Origin of the sequence: Micromonospora sp. WMMD964 (assembly GCF_029581455.1) — a bacterium.
Classification (GTDB): domain Bacteria; phylum Actinomycetota; class Actinomycetes; order Mycobacteriales; family Micromonosporaceae; genus Micromonospora.
Genome location: NZ_CP120860.1, coordinates 104,830 through 119,193, shown reverse-complemented (window position 1 = coordinate 119,193; position 14,364 = coordinate 104,830). Strand labels below are relative to the sequence as shown.

Annotated in this window: 15 protein-coding genes; 7 read left to right on the top strand and 8 right to left on the bottom strand. The window is 71.6% G+C overall.

Annotated elements, in window-relative coordinates; genetic code table 11:
- The first annotated feature begins 236 nt into the window (after nucleotides 1-236).
- Nucleotides 237-437, top strand: coding sequence for a hypothetical protein (locus O7616_RS00565; RefSeq protein ID WP_179780875.1), 201 nt, complete (start codon nucleotides 237-239; stop codon nucleotides 435-437).
- A 106-nt stretch (nucleotides 438-543) separates the two neighbouring features.
- On the opposite strand, the gene O7616_RS00560 is transcribed toward O7616_RS00565, so the two are convergent.
- Genes O7616_RS00560 through O7616_RS00545 form a run of 4 tightly spaced genes read right to left on the bottom strand, consistent with a single transcriptional unit; the run spans nucleotide 544 to nucleotide 3,696 of the window.
- Complete coding sequence (locus tag O7616_RS00560; RefSeq protein WP_282305201.1) at nucleotides 544-975, bottom strand: Rrf2 family transcriptional regulator; 432 nt, start codon at nucleotides 973-975, stop codon at nucleotides 544-546.
- 3 nt (nucleotides 976-978) lie between these two features.
- Nucleotides 979-1,863, bottom strand: coding sequence for an ABC transporter permease (locus O7616_RS00555; RefSeq protein WP_282305200.1), 885 nt, complete (start codon nucleotides 1,861-1,863; stop codon nucleotides 979-981).
- Nucleotides 1,853-2,632 (bottom strand): ABC transporter ATP-binding protein, encoded by a 780-nt coding sequence (locus tag O7616_RS00550; RefSeq protein ID WP_282305199.1) that lies wholly within the window; start codon nucleotides 2,630-2,632, stop codon nucleotides 1,853-1,855. The genes O7616_RS00555 and O7616_RS00550 overlap by 11 nt, the downstream gene beginning before the upstream one ends.
- Nucleotides 2,629-3,696, bottom strand: coding sequence for an ABC transporter substrate-binding protein (locus tag O7616_RS00545; RefSeq protein ID WP_282305197.1), 1,068 nt, complete (start codon nucleotides 3,694-3,696; stop codon nucleotides 2,629-2,631). Before O7616_RS00545 ends, O7616_RS00550 begins: the two co-directional genes overlap by 4 nt.
- Nucleotides 3,697-4,139: 443 nt before the next feature.
- Between O7616_RS00545 and O7616_RS00540 the strand changes: the two genes are divergently transcribed.
- The 3 genes from O7616_RS00540 to nudC all read left to right on the top strand — a co-directional run bounded on the left by O7616_RS00540 (nucleotide 4,140) and on the right by nudC (nucleotide 7,861).
- A complete protein-coding gene (locus tag O7616_RS00540) occupies nucleotides 4,140-5,447 on the top strand; it encodes a pitrilysin family protein (RefSeq protein WP_282305196.1) in 1,308 nt (435 codons plus the stop codon).
- Nucleotides 5,444-6,784, top strand: a complete 1,341-nt coding sequence (locus O7616_RS00535; protein WP_282305195.1) for a pitrilysin family protein — start codon at nucleotides 5,444-5,446, stop codon at nucleotides 6,782-6,784. Before O7616_RS00540 ends, O7616_RS00535 begins: the two co-directional genes overlap by 4 nt.
- Nucleotides 6,785-6,901: 117 nt before the next feature.
- The gene (gene nudC, locus O7616_RS00530; protein ID WP_282305194.1) at nucleotides 6,902-7,861 is read left to right on the top strand and encodes an NAD(+) diphosphatase; all 960 of its coding nucleotides are present in this window, start codon (nucleotides 6,902-6,904) and stop codon (nucleotides 7,859-7,861) included.
- A gap of 125 nt (nucleotides 7,862-7,986) precedes the next feature.
- On the opposite strand, the gene O7616_RS00525 is transcribed toward nudC, so the two are convergent.
- The 3 genes from O7616_RS00525 to O7616_RS00515 all read right to left on the bottom strand — a co-directional run bounded on the left by O7616_RS00525 (nucleotide 7,987) and on the right by O7616_RS00515 (nucleotide 9,770).
- Entirely contained in the window at nucleotides 7,987-8,262 is a 276-nt protein-coding gene (locus tag O7616_RS00525) for a hypothetical protein (RefSeq protein WP_282256788.1), read from the bottom strand.
- A 213-nt stretch (nucleotides 8,263-8,475) separates the two neighbouring features.
- Nucleotides 8,476-8,715, bottom strand: coding sequence for a DUF397 domain-containing protein (locus tag O7616_RS00520; protein WP_088987752.1), 240 nt, complete (start codon nucleotides 8,713-8,715; stop codon nucleotides 8,476-8,478).
- 74 nt (nucleotides 8,716-8,789) lie between these two features.
- A complete protein-coding gene (locus tag O7616_RS00515; protein WP_282256789.1) occupies nucleotides 8,790-9,770 on the bottom strand; it encodes a helix-turn-helix transcriptional regulator in 981 nt (326 codons plus the stop codon).
- 216 nt (nucleotides 9,771-9,986) lie between these two features.
- On the opposite strand from O7616_RS00515, the gene O7616_RS00510 reads away from it, so the two are divergent.
- Nucleotides 9,987-11,273 (top strand): MFS transporter, encoded by a 1,287-nt coding sequence (locus O7616_RS00510; RefSeq protein WP_282305193.1) that lies wholly within the window; start codon nucleotides 9,987-9,989, stop codon nucleotides 11,271-11,273.
- Between the two features lie 188 nt (nucleotides 11,274-11,461).
- Here the strand turns inward: O7616_RS00510 and O7616_RS00505 are convergent, their stop codons facing one another.
- Complete coding sequence (locus O7616_RS00505; protein ID WP_282256791.1) at nucleotides 11,462-11,704, bottom strand: mycoredoxin; 243 nt, start codon at nucleotides 11,702-11,704, stop codon at nucleotides 11,462-11,464.
- A gap of 92 nt (nucleotides 11,705-11,796) precedes the next feature.
- On the opposite strand from O7616_RS00505, the gene O7616_RS00500 reads away from it, so the two are divergent.
- Both O7616_RS00500 and O7616_RS00495 read left to right on the top strand, forming a co-directional pair.
- The gene (locus O7616_RS00500; RefSeq protein ID WP_282305192.1) at nucleotides 11,797-13,962 is read left to right on the top strand and encodes an ATP-dependent DNA helicase UvrD2; all 2,166 of its coding nucleotides are present in this window, start codon (nucleotides 11,797-11,799) and stop codon (nucleotides 13,960-13,962) included.
- A gap of 122 nt (nucleotides 13,963-14,084) precedes the next feature.
- A complete protein-coding gene (locus tag O7616_RS00495) occupies nucleotides 14,085-14,336 on the top strand; it encodes a hypothetical protein (protein ID WP_282256793.1) in 252 nt (83 codons plus the stop codon).
- Nucleotides 14,337-14,364 lie beyond the last annotated feature (28 nt).

Genomic DNA, 14,364 nt, shown 5'->3' with positions numbered 1-14,364 from the left:
ACCGACCCGCTCCGCTTCGGCTGGGCGGGTCGGTCGCGTCGGTGGGGCGACCGATGCCGCGCGACACCGTTCCGCCGCCGTGGCGAGGTGGCCGGTCGGCCGCGCTGTCCGACCGCTCGTCTGAGTCGGCAATCAGCCTCGCCTTGGTCGGCTGGCCGACTGTGCCCGGGCCGAGGGTGGTCGAGGCTGACCACCGGGGGATGTCGGGCGGGGGGCCCGGCACGGGAGGGGTGACCATGGCGGGCGAAGCCGGCTCGGGTGCACTGCGGGAACTGATCCTGGTGGTCGCTGTCGCGCTCGCCGGGCTGCTGCTCGCCATGGTTGCGGCCTTCGCACCCTGGCACGCCACCCCGGCGGGTAACGCTCCCGCGGGTCTGGTGGAGCTGCGCGGTCCCGGTGACCAGGGCTCCGGCCCGGCGGTCGCACACGTGGGTTGAGCAGCGACCGGCCGACCGGCGCCGCGGAGGGGCAGGCCCGGTCAGGATCGGTACGCGACGTGGTCGGGTCGGCGGGGCACCGACCCGACCACGTCGCCTTCGGGGTTCACCAGGTCGTGGGAGCGTGGGTGAGCAGGTCGGCCAGGCTGGTGCTGTCGACCACCGTGGCGATGGCCCCGTGCACCGCCAGCCAGACGTCGGTCAGGCCGGCGGCCACCCCGTGGTAGCCGGCGCGCTCGGCCGGGAGGCCGCGCACCGTGGTGAGCGAACCGCCGACCGCCCGTAACACGTCCCCGACGGTGATCTCGTCGGGTGGGCGGGTCAACGCGTACCCGCCGTCGGCGCCGCGATGGCTGTGCAGCAGACCGGCCCGGCGCAGGTCCAGCAGGATGCCCTGGAGGAAGCTGAGCGGGATGTCCTGCGCCTCGGCCAGGCTGGCGGCCTTCATCAACTCGCCGTCCTCGCCGTCGCCGGCACCACCGGCGGCGACGGCGAGCATCGCCCGGAGCGCGTAGTCGCTGCGCGCGGAGACGTACACGGGTCAGTTGCCTGCCTGGTCGAGCACGCCCCAGCGTCGCCGGATCGCCTTGTCGGCCGCGCCGAAGGCGGCGTCCACGCCGAGACCGAGCACCAGGATGACGATCATCGTGGAGAGCAGCCAGGGTGCGTCGGACAACTCGCGGGAGTACGTCAGTTGTGCGCCCAGCGACGTCTGCGAGATCCCGACCACGATCAGTTCACCGGCCATCAGGCTGCGCCAGGAGAACGCCCATCCCTGCTTGAGCCCGGCGACGATCGCCGGCAGGGCGGCCGGCGCGATGACGTACCGGTAGAGGTTGAGCCCTCGGGCGCCGAGGTTGCGGCCGGCGCGCAGCAGCAGCGGCGGCACGTAGTCCACACCGGAGATCACCCCGTTGGCGATGGACGGCGCGGCACCGAGCACCACCACGAAGAAGATCGCCTTCTCGCTCAGCTCGAAGAGCAGGATGGCCAGCGGGAACCAGGCGATCGACGGCATGGTCTGCAACGCGGTGATCATCGAGCCGATGGCGGCCCGGAGCACCTTCGACCGGGCCACCGCCAGGCCCAGCAACAGGCCGACCGCCACCGAGAAGACGTAGCCGACGGCGGCCCGCCGCAGGGTCGTGAGCAGACCCTCCCAGAGCTGCGGACCCTGGGCCTGGGTGACCAGCTCGCGGCCGACCTCCAGCGGCCCGGGCAGGGAGTACGGCGGTTTCCAGCCCGACCAGACCACCACCTGCCAGGCCGCGATGGCGATGGCCAGCGCCGCCAGCTTCGGCCAGGTGGCCGACCAGATCCGGGCGCCTCGGGAGACCTCGGTGTCCCGCCCGGCGATCTCCAGCGCGTCCAGGCCGGAGATCTGCGCGTCGGTACGCGCGGCGCTGGTCAGGGTGTCATTGGCCATGACGGCCCACCTCCGTACGGAGCCGCTCGGTGACCTCGGCGGCGATGGCGGCGACCTCGGGGGAGTCGATCCGTCGGGGGCGCGGGATGTCCACAGCGGTGGAGTAGATGATCCGGCCGGGACGGCTGGAGAGCAGGATGATCCGGTCGGCCAGCCGGGCGGCCTCGCGGACGTTGTGCGTCACGAAGAGCACCGACAGTCTGCGCTCGGACCAGATGCGTTCCAGCTCGTCGTGCAGGATGTCCCGGGTCATCGCGTCCAGTGCGCCGAACGGCTCGTCCATGAGCAGCACCGGGGTGTCCAGGGCCAGCGTGCGGGCCAGTGCGACCCGCTGCCGCATACCGCCGGACAGTTCATGGGGGCGCTTGCGCCCGAAGTCGGCCAGGTGCACCGTACGCAGCAGGTCGGCGACCCGTTCGCGTCGCTCGGCTCGGGGCAGCCGGCGCAGCTTCAGTGGCACCTCCACGTTGCCGTCGACGGTCAGCCAGGGAAACAGCGCCGGCTCCTGGAACATCAGCCCCGGGTTGGTGTCGCCGTCCAGGGTGATCTGCCCGCCGCTGGGCCGGTCCAGCCCGGCGACCAGGTTCAGCAGCGTGCTCTTGCCGCAGCCGGAGGCGCCGACGAGGCAGACGAACTCGCCGGGTGCGACGTCCAACGACACACCGTCGAGGGCCAGGACGGCATTCGCGCCGCGCCCGTACACCTTGGTCACGCCGGAGAGCGCGACCGCGGTGGTCGCGCTCTGCGGCGTCGTCGTGGTCGACGTCATGGCTGGACGACCTCGGGCTCGCCGGCGGCCTTGAGCGCGTTGTTGAGGTACTTCAGGTCGTACAGGCCGTCGAGGTCGACCGGCTCGGTCAGCTTGACGTCGACGGCGTGGTCGAGGCCGGCCTTGAGCGAGGTCGCGATCGGGTCGTTGGTGAACTCCAACGTCGGCCACGCCTGCTTGATGAGCTTCAGGTCCAGCGGCTTCCCGGTGATCTTGCCGATCGCGTCGGAGATGGCCTGCTGAGCCTCCTCGGGCTTGCTGTTGACGAACTCGTTAGCGGCCACCTGGCCGTCGACCAGCTTCTGCACGACGTCCGGGTGCGCCTTGAGGAACTTCGTGCTGACCAGCAGGTTGGTGATGACGAACTTCTTGTCCGGCCACAGGTCCCGCTCGTCGACGAGCACCTTGCCGCCGGCGTTGACCAGGCGGGACACGAACGGCTCGGGCACCCAGGCGCCGTCGATCGCTCCGCTGTTGAACGTCTCGACCGTCTGGGCGTTCTCCTGCGGCACGATCTTGACGTCGCCGCCACCCTCCTTGGTGGTGGTCAGTCCCTGCTGCTTGAGCCAGTAGCGGATCGCCACGTCCTGGGTGTTGCCCAGCTGCGGGGTGGCGATCTTCTTGCCCTTCAGGTCCGGCACGCCACTGATGGCGGGCTTGACGACCAGCGCCACGCCGCCGGAGGCCGCGCCGGAGACGACCCGGACGGCCTCGCCCTTGGACTTGGAGAAGGCGTTCACCGTCGGGTTCGGACCGATGTAGGTGGCGTCCAGCGCGCCGGAGAAGACGGCCTCGATGGCGGCCGGGCCGGCGTTGAAGGTCTTCGGATCCAGCTTGACGTTCGCGCCGAGCTTCTCGGCGAAGATGCCCTTCTCCACGCCGACGACCGCCGGCGCGTGGGTGATGTTGGGGAAGTAGCCGAGGCGCAGCGTCACCGGGCCGGAACTCCCGCTCGCGCCCTTGCTGTCGTCGTCGCCGCACGCGGCGGTGCTGCCCAGGGTCGCCGCGCCGAGGACGGCGAGGGTGGCCAGAGTGACCACCCGGCGCAGGGGGGACCGTCTCATCGTCCATCCAATCCGCAGTATTCCTACTTAGTTGGTAGGAAGACTGGGCCAGCCTGCGGCCAGCGTCAAGACCCATCCACATGCCGGGATTTCGGGTCTCAGTCATGTCGGTATTTCCTACCAGTTTGCTAGGTGTCCGGCATCGCGCGCTGAGCACCGGCCTGCGGCTGCACGTCATCGCCCGACCCACCGGCGCCCAGGCGTGGGCCGAGGCCGACCGGCTGCCGGCCGGGGTGAGCCCGGAACGGATCGCCGCCGCCCCGGCCCGGTTCCGCCGGATGGACTCGGTGGGCCGGGCCCGCATGGCCGCTCTCAACTTCCGCCGCACCGCGAGGAGGGCCGAGCGGTGGGCGTCGAGGCCCTGCCTCTGGCCACCGCCCCGGTCGCGGCGGCTCCGGGTAGGTCGCAGGTGGTGGGGGTGCCGACGCGCTAGGGTCGATCTCGTGGCGCGGAGATCCAGAATTCCAGCGACGAAGTATCCGGTCGAGCGGTTCACCCTCGACAACGGCCTGCGGGTGGTGCTGACCCCCGATCGCAGTGCCCCGGTGATCGGGGTGGCGGTGGTCTACGACGTCGGCATCCGCTCCGAGCCGGAGGGACGCACCGGCTTCGCACACCTCTTCGAGCACCTGATGTTCCAGGGCTCGGAGAACCTGGAGAAGCTGGCCCACTTTCGGCACGTGCAGGGCGCGGGCGGCACCTTCAACGGCTCCACCCACCTGGACTACACCGACTACTTCGAGACGTTGCCGAGCAACGCGCTGGAACGCGCGCTGTTCCTGGAGGCGGACCGGATGCGTGGCCCCCGGCTGACCGAGGAGAACCTGCGCAACCAGGTCGACGTGGTCAAGGAGGAGATCCGGGTCAACGTCCTCAACCGGCCGTACGGCGGCTTCCCCTGGCTGACCCTCCCGCCGGTCATGTTCGACACGTTCCCGAACGCGCACGACGGCTACGGCTCCTTCGACGACCTGGAGTCGGCGACCGTCGCCGACGCCGCGGACTTCTTCCGCCGCTACTACGCCAGCGGCAACGCGGTCCTGGCCGTCAGCGGCGACATCGACGTGGCCGAGGCGACCCAGCTGGTCACCAGGCACTTCGGGGACGTGCCGGCCCGGCTCGCGCCGCAGCGACCCGACTTCACCGAGCCCGACCTGACCGAGGAGCGGCGCACCTCGTACACCGATGCCCTGGCTCCGCTGCCGGCGGTGGCCGGCGCCTGGCGGGTGCCCGACCCGATCAGCGACTTCGCCGGCTACCTGCCGTACGTGGTGCTGGCCGAGGTGCTCACCGACGGCGACGCCTCGCGGCTGGTCGAACGGCTGGTGCAGCGCGACCGCATGGTGACCAGCCTCGGCGGATACCTCGGTTTCATGGGCGACCCGTTCGACGTCCGTGACCCCACCGCGCTGCTGTTGCAGGCGCACCTACCGCCCGGGGGCGACGTGGACAAGGTGCTGCGCACCATCGACGAGGAGTTGGACCGGTTGGCCACCGACGGGCTGGCCGACGGCGAGCTGGACCGCACCCAGGCCCGCATGGCGACCCACCTGCTGCGCGACACCGACGCGGTGCTCGGCAGGGCTCTGCGGATGGCCGTGTTGGAGCAGCAACGCGGCGAACCGGGTCTGCTCAACGAGCTGCCCCGGCTGGTCGGTGAGGTCACCGAGGAGCAGGTCCGGGCCGCCGCGGCCACCCTGCGGCCGGAGCGCCGGGCCGCGATCGAGGTCATCGCCGGAGGTGCCCGATGACCGGGGCCATCGCCGCCGCGCCGCGCACGTTGCCCCCGCTGGGGCCGACCCGCAAGCTCAAGGTCCCCAAGCAGGCCGAGCGCACGCTGCGCAACGGCCTCACCGTGATCGCCGTACGCCGGCCCGCGGTGCCCCTGGTCGAGCTGCGGCTCTGGGTGCCGTTCGGCCGGGTCCACCTGGCCCGGGGCGCGATGCTCTCGCAGACGATGCTCTCCGGCACCGAGTCCATGAGCAGCGTGCAGCTCGCCGCCGAGTTGCAGAAGGTGGGCGGTGGGCTCTCCGCGGGGGTCGACCCGGACCGGCTGATGCTCTCCGGCGCCGGGCTGGTCACCGGCCTGGACCGGATGCTGGAGCTGCTGGCCGAGGTGCTGACCAGCGCCACCTACCCGAGCGACGAGGTCGCCACCGAACGGGACCGACTCGTCGACCGGATCCAGGTGGCGCAGAGTCAGCCGGCGCACCTCGCCCGGGAGGCGCTGCTGAAGCGGATCTACGGCCGCCACCCGTACGCGACGCAGACCCCGGAGCCGGGCCAGATCCGGGCCGTCCGCCCGGCGGCGCTGCGCACCCTGCACGCGGAGCGGGTCCATCCGGCCGGTGCGCAGTTGGTGCTGGTCGGCGACGTGCAGCCGGAGAGGGCACTGGACGCGGCCGAGCGGGCGCTGGGCGGTTGGGCCGGCGCCGGGCGGGTCGCCGACCTGCCGCCCACCCCACCGCTGGAGCCGGGGCCGCTGCTGCTCGTCGACCGGCCCGGCTCGGTGCAGTCCTCGCTGCGGATCGCGCTCCCGGCGGTGTCCCGCACCGACCCGGACCACGCGCCGCTGCAACTGGCCAACCTGATCTTCGGCGGCTACTTCTCCTCCCGCTGGGTGGAGAACATCCGCGAGGACAAGGGCTACACGTACGGCCCGCACTCCGGCATCGAGCACTCCGTCGCCGGGTCGGTGCTGGTCGCCTCCGCCGAGGTGGCCACCGAGGTCACCGGTCCGGCCCTGCTGGAGACGACGTACGAGTTGGGTCGGCTGGCGTCCCTGCCACCGAAGCCCGAGGAGTTGGAGCAGGCCCGGCAGTACGCCCTGGGTACCCTCCAGCTCGGTATGTCCACCCAGGCCGGGTTGGCGGCGTTGACCAGCGCGTACGCGGGCAACGGGCTACGCCTGGACTTCCTCGCCGAGTACGCGGCGAGGTTGGCGAAGGCGAGCGTCGACGACGTCGCGCGGGTGGGTGCCCGTTACCTGGCACCGGCTCGGGCGGCGGTCGTGGTGCTCGGTGACGCGGAGCGGGTGACACCGGGTCTGGCCGCGCTGACCACGGTCCACACCGAGCCGCTGGCGTGAGCGAGCGAACCATGAAGCTCAGCAGCGGAGCGCCGGCGTGAGCGAGCGGAGCGAGCGAGCCATGAAGCTCAGCAGCGGGCCGTCTCGCGGCGGCGCGGAGCGAAGCGGAGCGCCGGCGTGAGCGGGGAGGCGGCACCGCCGTTGGCGCGGTCCACGTTGGATCGGGCGGCACACCGGCGGGGTGACGCGCAGTGGCTGACCGAGGCGTGGCTGCGTGCCCGGGTGTTGCTGCTCGACTCGACCGACGACGGTCGGACGTTGGCCCGCACCGACACGTCGCCTCCGACGCTGGTGCTGTTCGGTGCGTCCGACGCGCCGGCCGGGTCCGAGTCGACGGCGATGTTCCTCGGTGTCGAGCCGGACGGGGTGCCGGTCTTCGCCGTCGACGCGCCGCTGCCGGCGGTACCGGGCACCCGGGCGGTCAACCTGCGCGAGGTGGGTCACCTGCTGGCCGACCGGGAGGCGGGCATCTTCACCACCGCGTTGGCTCTGCTCAACTGGCACATCCGGCACGGCTACTCGACGAGCACCGGGGCGCCGACCGCGATGGACGAGGCCGGTTGGTCCCGGGTGGACCGCAACGGTGGACGGATCTGGCCGCGTACCGATCCGGCGATGATCGTCTTGGTGCACGACGGCGTGGACGGTCCGGAGGGGCGTTGTCTGCTCGGCAACAACGCCGGTTGGCCGGGCACCCCGGGCGGGCGGCGCTACTCCTGCCTCGCCGGCTACGTCGAGCCGGGCGAGTCGGCGGAGGCCGCCGTGCTGCGCGAGGTCCGCGAGGAGGTGGGCCTCGGGATCGAGCACATCGGGTACGTGGGCAGCCAGGCGTGGCCGTTCCCCGGTTCGCTGATGCTGGGTTTCCTGGCCACCGCCGACCCGGACGACCCGGTGCGGGTCGACCCGTCCGAGATCGCGTACGCCCGGTGGTTCTCGCGCCGGGAGATCGGGGCGGCGCTGGCCGGCGAGACGGTGGACGTGGGTGACGGCGCGCAGTTGATCCTGCCGCCGCCGTCGTCGATCGCGTTGTTCCTCATCCACCGGTGGTTGGACGGTTGGGTGGACGGCGAGCGCTGAGGCACGGTCCCGACCCGTGGCCGCCGTTGCCGCGGCGGTCACGGGCCGGGAACACGGGCCGTCGTGGTCGGCGGATGTGAGAAACGGCGGGGGAGCCGGCCCACCACGACGGACGTCTTGTCGAATCAGGTGTCGGTGGACCCCGGTCTGCGTCGGAATGCCGCTCGGGGTTCGCCGAGCGGCAGAACCTTGACCCGTTGCTTTCCGGCGCGGACCGCGCCGACCGTGGCGAGGGCGCGGGCCAGCAGGAGCGCGGCGTCCCGGTCCTCGGCGTGCACGATCTGCCGTCGCGGCTCGGGCGTGGTCGTCTCGTCGCGAAGGCGGTGGCCATCTGCCCAGGCAGCGGCGATGTCCCCGTCGGCGACGGCGCGGATGTCGGTGCGAACGATCAGGAACCGCATGAGGGTCTCCGGATGAACCGCGACGAATGAGCTTCGGTGGAAGTTCCACGTACCCGAGGGCCATGTTACGCCCCGTGTTCGTCCCAGCAACTGAAACGCGCCTATCGGTTCCGAGGGTCGTCCTTTCGGCGGACACCACTCGGCGGGGTCGGTGGGCCGGTACGACGACGGGGCCGCCGGCAACCCGCCGACGGCCCCGTACCGGTCACCGGATCAGTTCAGATCGAACTGTCCCTTCTTCGCACCGCTGATGAAACCGAGCCATCCCGCGCGGTTGAACAGCAGGACCGGACCACCTCGGTCCTTGCTGTCCCGCAGGGCCACGGCCGACGGGCCGGTGCCGAGCGGGGCGACCTCCACGCAGTTGGAGGTCTGGCTGCGCGTGCTGGTACGCCACGGGGCATCCGCCAACGAGTGGGCGGAGACGGACGGCGTGTTGTGGATGTCGTTCATGGTTCTGCTCCTGATGTGAAGCGATCCGATGGGACGAGTGGTGCCGCACGTCCCGACGGAGGGTCCCCCGTGGATCACCGGTCCGTCAGCCGCCCCGACTCCCGGCGGCGTTGGGTCGGCGCCGTTGCCGGCCCGAACGCCACTGTGGAAGGAGGCGCCGCCTCGGTCAGCCGTCCCGTCGCCTCGATCAGCCAGGAGAGGGTGTCCGAGGCGTTTAGTGCCGCCGTGCATAGCCACTCGAACACCACTTTATAGCGATTTAGCGTGATTGCCTCGGTCGACATGACATCGGTGAAGCCACCTTCGATGGCGAGCGTCTCCGGATCGAGGGGATCGGCGAACCGGTAGACGGAGAACGCGGTCGGCGGGAGGTACCAGTTGCCGATCTGGGTGTCCCGCAGCAACACGTGCAGCGTGACGTTGGGAAGCAGGGCCAGCTCGCAGAGCTGGACCAACTGCTCGTGCAGCACCTCGGGTGGGCCGGCGCGGCGGCCGAGGGCGGCCTCCTCCAGCACGGCCGTGTAACGGGGCGCGTACGGCTCGCGGGTCAGCAGCGACTGGCGAGCCAGCCTCGCCTGCACCTCGGTCTCCGGCTCGTCGTCGGGCTGCGGTTCGCCCGCGTCCTCGTCCACCTGTCGGGCCGAGACGATCCGGACCTGGGCGTAGCCCGGGGTCTGCAACAGGCCGGGTACCAGCGTCGGGTTGTACTCGGAGATCTCCGCGCAGCCCGCCTCCAACTCGGCCCAACTGCGCTGCTGCTGCGTCATCACCGGGAAGTTCTTCAACCAACCGCGCATGTCGCCGGCCTCGCTGGTGATGCCCAGCAACTCGTCGTGCAATGCCTGGTCGGCGCCGTAGAGATTCAGCAGGTCCCCGACGTCCTGCGGGTCCGGTCGGCTGCGGCCGTTCTCCAGTCGTGACAGTTTGGACGCGGACGCCCAACCGATACGCTCGATGACCTGGTCACCGGTGAGGCCCGCGGCTTCCCGCAGGCGGCGCAACTCGACGCCCAACCGGCGACGACGCAGGATTGGGCTGGGTGCGGCAGGAGGCACAGTGTCCTCTTTCCCGTCGACCGCCGCAGACGCGACGGTAACTGTATGAAATTCGCCCCCCACGGTCAGTATGGACGGCGCGGCCGACGTCGGAGGTTCCGGCGGGGGCGTGTCTTACGAAAATCGGACCACGGGAATGCCAGATGACGACGGACCCGCGGTCGCGGCCTGTCGACCCCTCGCCCACCCGGGCACGCCATCCCGCCGGAGGGACCCATGCGCACCGTCCTGCGCCGACCCGACTTCCGTCTCCTCTTCGGCGGTCTGCTGGCCAGCATGACCGCCGAGTCGATCCTGCTGCTCGCGCTGGCCATCTGGGTCAAGGATCTGACCGGCTCGAACGGGCTGGCCGGTGCCACCATCTTCGCCGTCATCGCGCCGATGATGCTGGCACCGCTGGTCGGCTGGTTCGTCGACAGGTATCCACGTCGGCCGTTCTTCGTGGCCGCGAACGTGGTCACCGCAGCCCTGCTCACCCCGCTGTTCACCGTCCGCGACGCGGGCGACGTCTGGATCGTCTACCTGGTGGCCGCGCTGTACGGACTGTCGTCCATCACCCTCGGCGCGGCGCTCAGCGGGCTCATCCGGGAGTTGGTGCCGATCGAGCTGCTGGCCGAGGCGAACGGCCTGTTGCAGACCGTACGCCAGGGGATGCGGTTGATCGGCCCGCTGGCCGGCGCGGCGCTCTACGCGGCGCTCGGCGGATGGGCGTTGGCCGGGATCGGGATCGTCGGATTTCTGACCGCGGCGGCGGTGGTCACCGCCCTGCCCGCTCCACAGCAGGCGCCACCGACAGTGCGGCTGCGGTGGCCGGCCGAGTTGGGCGCCGGTCTGCGGCACCTGGCCGGCGAGCCGGCCCTGCGCCGGGCCCTGCTCGGCTACGGGCTCGGATCGCTGGTGATGGGCTTCAGCGAGTCGCTCATCTTCGCGTACGTCGACGACGGGCTGAACCGGGACGCCGCGTTCGTGGGAGTGCTGGTCACCGTGCAGGGCGTGGGCGGGCTGCTCGGCGGGCTCTGCTCACCGGCGCTGATCCGCCGCCTCGGGGAGGTCGGGACACTCGCGGCCGGGGTGGCCTTCTTCTCCCCGGCCGCGCTGGCGCTCGCGTACCCCGATATCCGCCTCGGGTTCGCGGCGGTGCTGCTGGCCGGCGTCTCGCTACCGCTGACGATGGTCGGGCTGCACACGCTGATCCAGCGCAGGACCCCACCCACGCTCGTCGGCCGGGTCGCCGCGGCCACCCAGGCGGTGGTCAGCGGGCCGCAGGCGTTCTCCATCGGCGCCGGTGCCCTGTTGGTCGGGTTCCTGGACTACCGGTTGCTGTTCGCGCTGGTCGGGGTGGCCACCCTGGTCGCCGGCAGCTACCTCTGGCGGGGCCGGCACCTCAGCACCCCGACCGGCACCCGCCGCCCGCCGCCGACCCGCCCGATCCTCCCGTCGCCCCGGCAACCGACCGAGGACGCGGCCGGCCGGTCCGGTGCCCACCGGCCCTCAGCGCGCTGACCCGTCCGGTGCCCCGGCTACCGGTTGAGGACGTGGCCGGCCGGTCCCGCGTCGACCTGGTCGGTGCCCACCGGCGCCCCGGCTACCGGTTGAGGACGTGGCCGGCCGGTCCCGCGTCGACCTGGCCGGACACACGACGAGCGGCCGCCCCGGTTGGGGCGGCCGCTCGTCGACGGTGACCTGGTCGGTCAGGCGGTGAGGGTCGCGAGGTGCTGCTTGACCTGGTTGATCGAGGGGTTCGTCAGGGCGCTGCCGTCGTCGAAGCGCAGGGTCGGCACCGTCTGGTTGCCGCCGTTGACGCTCATCACGAACTCCGCGGCCTTCGGGTCCTGCTCGATGTCGACCACCTCGTAACCGATGCCCTCCCGGTCGAGCTGCGACTTCAGCCGGTGGCAGTAGCCGCACCAGGGGGTGGAATACATCGTCAACATCGTCGGATCCTCCAACTCCTCCGGCCGCAGCTTGCCGATCAAGCCGAGGCTGTTCGCTGCAACGCCGCGGGTAGCTGAGATGATTCCTGGTTGTGGTGGTTCACTCAGCGTCGGAACAGGTGCTCGCCGGGCTGGACCCGGAGCAGCGGTCCGCGGTGACCGCCCCGGCCGGCCCGGTCTGCATCCTGGCCGGCGCGGGCACCGGCAAGACCCGGGCGATCACCTCCCGGATCGCCCACCGGGCACTCAGCGGTGAGATATCCCCCCGGCACGTCCTCGCGGTCACGTTCACCGCCCGCGCCGCCGCCGAGATGCGAAGCCGGCTCACCGTACTCGGGGTGGGCGGCGTGCAGGCCCGGACGTTCCACGCCGCCGCGTTGCGTCAGGTGCGGTACTTCGCGCCCCGGTTGTTGGCCGGCCGCGCCATGCCCGAACTGCTGGACAGCAAGGTGCGGCTCGTCACCCTCGCCGCGGCGCGGGTGGGCCTGCGCGCCGACCGTGCCGCCGCCCGCGACCTGGCCGGCGAGATCGAGTGGGCCAAGTCGTCGTTGGTCGAGCCGGCCGACTACGTGGTGTCCGCCGCCCGGGCGCTGCGGGACACCCCGCACGAGCCGTCGAAGGTGGCCGACGTGTTCACCGCGTACGAGCAGCTCAAACGCTCGAACGGCGTGATCGACTTCGAGGACATGCTGCGTGCCGCGGTGTGGGGCATCGAGGAGCACCCGGACGTCGGCGAGCAGGTCCGTGGCCAGTACCGGCACTTCGTGGTCGACGAGTACCAGGACGTCAACCCACTCCAGCAGCGGCTGCTCGACGCCTGGCTGGGTGGCCGCGACGACCTGACCGTGGTCGGTGACGCCAGTCAGACGATCTACTCGTTCACCGGGGCGACCTCCGCGTACCTGGTCGACTTCCCCCGCCGGCACCGCAACGCCACAGTCGTGCGGCTGGTCCGCGACTACCGCTCCACCCCGCAGGTGGTCGGGTTGGCCAACGCGGTGATCTCCCAGGCCCGAGGCACCGAGGCGCGGTTGCGCCTGGAGTTGAGCGGACAGCGCCCACCCGGCCCCGAGCCGGACCTGCGGATCTTCACCGACGAGCCGGCCGAGGCGAACGCCGTGGCCGCCCGCTGCCGGGCGCTGATCGACGCGGGCACCCCGGCGAAGGAGATCGCCGTCCTGTTCCGGGTCAACGCGCAGTCCGAGGCGTACGAGAAGGCCCTCACCGAGGCGTCGGTGCCCTACGTCGTGCAGGGCGCGGAGCGGTTCTTCGAGCGGGCCGAGGTGCGCCAGGCGATGGTCGCGCTGCGCGCCGCCACCCGCTCCATCCCCGGCGAGACACCACTCCCGGCCGCCGTCGTCGAGGCGCTCACCGCGGTCGGTTGGGCCCCCGACGCACCCCCGGCCGGTGGGGCCGCCCGCGAGCGCTGGGAGGCGCTGTCCGCGCTGGTCCAGCTCTCCGAGGAGTACGCGGCCAGCCCCGCTGTGGTGCCGATCGGCGAGGCCGCGTCGGTGGAACGCCCCGTCACCCTCTTCGACTTCACCGAGGAGCTGGCGCGCCGCGCCGCCCAGCAGCACGTACCGACGGTGGACGGGGTGACCCTCGCCTCGCTGCACTCGGCCAAGGGGCTGGAGTGGGACGCCGTCTTCCTGGTCGGCCTCGCCGAGGGCACCATGCCGACCACGTACGCCAAGACCGTCGAACAGGTCGAGGAGGAACGTCGGCTGCTCTACGTCGGGATCACCCGGGCGCGGGAGTGGCTCTGGCTGTCGTACGCCGCAGCACGCTCGCCGGGCGGTCGGGCCCGGCGGCCGTCGCGGTTCCTGCCCCAGCTGGACCGCTCCAGCGGCACCGAGCGGGCGACCGGCGGCACCGGCCCGGCCCGCCGCGCGGAGCGGCGTCGGACCCAGATCGTCTCCTGCCGGATCTGCGGCGCCACCCTGCTCGCCGGCCCGGACCGTAAGCTGGGTCGCTGCCCCACCTGCCCCTCCGACATCGACGACGAGCTGCACGAACGGCTGCGGGAGTGGCGCCAGCGGGTGTCCGCGGCGCAGAAGGTCCCCGCGTACGTGGTCTTCACCGACGCGACGCTCGTCGCGCTGGCCGAGCGGCGGCCCGGACGGTCCGAGGAGTTGATCGCCATCGCCGGTATCGGCCCCCGCAAACTGGGCCTCTACGGGGAGTCGGTGCTGGCGCTGGTGGGCGGCGCGGGGGTGGACGACGTCTGCCCGGAGAAAACTTTCGAAATCTCGTCGTAAATTCGTTTGCCCTCGCCCCCGGGCGAGGAATAGCCTCAGGACACACCACGCGAGCGGCGCCATTCCGGCTGCTCACGGGGGTTGGTTCAGTCGAGTCGAGGAACGTGAGGGAGGTGGCACCCGTGAAGATCTTCACCTATGAGCGTCTGACGGCGATGCCGTCTGTCCACGCTCCGCTGTCGGCTGTCCGGGTGGCCCTCACGGTCACCGCACGACCGTCGGTTCCGCAGGTGCACCAGGTTCAGGCCGAGCTGATCCTGGCCGTCGCGCCCACCGGAGTCGAGGGGACCAGTGGCTTCACGGGCAATGGCATCCAGGTCGCCAAGAAGCGCATGGATGTCCGCGGCGTTCCACCTCGAGGTAGACCGGTCTGACGATCAGACACCGGCTCACCTCGAGGCC

Bases quoted from the DNA above. Each gene is read 5' to 3' on its own strand.
- O7616_RS00565 (WP_179780875.1), top strand. From the start codon at position 237: ATGGCGGGCGAAGCCGGCTCGGGTGCACTGCGGGAACTGATCCTGGTG.
- O7616_RS00555 (WP_282305200.1), bottom strand. From the start codon at position 1,863: ATGGCCAATGACACCCTGACCAGCGCCGCGCGTACCGACGCGCAGATC.
- O7616_RS00550 (WP_282305199.1), bottom strand. From the start codon at position 2,632: ATGACGTCGACCACGACGACGCCGCAGAGCGCGACCACCGCGGTCGCG.
- O7616_RS00545 (WP_282305197.1), bottom strand. From the start codon at position 3,696: ATGAGACGGTCCCCCCTGCGCCGGGTGGTCACTCTGGCCACCCTCGCC.
- O7616_RS00535 (WP_282305195.1), top strand. From the start codon at position 5,444: ATGACCGGGGCCATCGCCGCCGCGCCGCGCACGTTGCCCCCGCTGGGG.
- O7616_RS00525 (WP_282256788.1), bottom strand. From the start codon at position 8,262: ATGCGGTTCCTGATCGTTCGCACCGACATCCGCGCCGTCGCCGACGGG.
- O7616_RS00520 (WP_088987752.1), bottom strand. From the start codon at position 8,715: ATGAACGACATCCACAACACGCCGTCCGTCTCCGCCCACTCGTTGGCG.
- O7616_RS00510 (WP_282305193.1), top strand. From the start codon at position 9,987: ATGCGCACCGTCCTGCGCCGACCCGACTTCCGTCTCCTCTTCGGCGGT.
- O7616_RS00505 (WP_282256791.1), bottom strand. From the start codon at position 11,704: ATGTTGACGATGTATTCCACCCCCTGGTGCGGCTACTGCCACCGGCTG.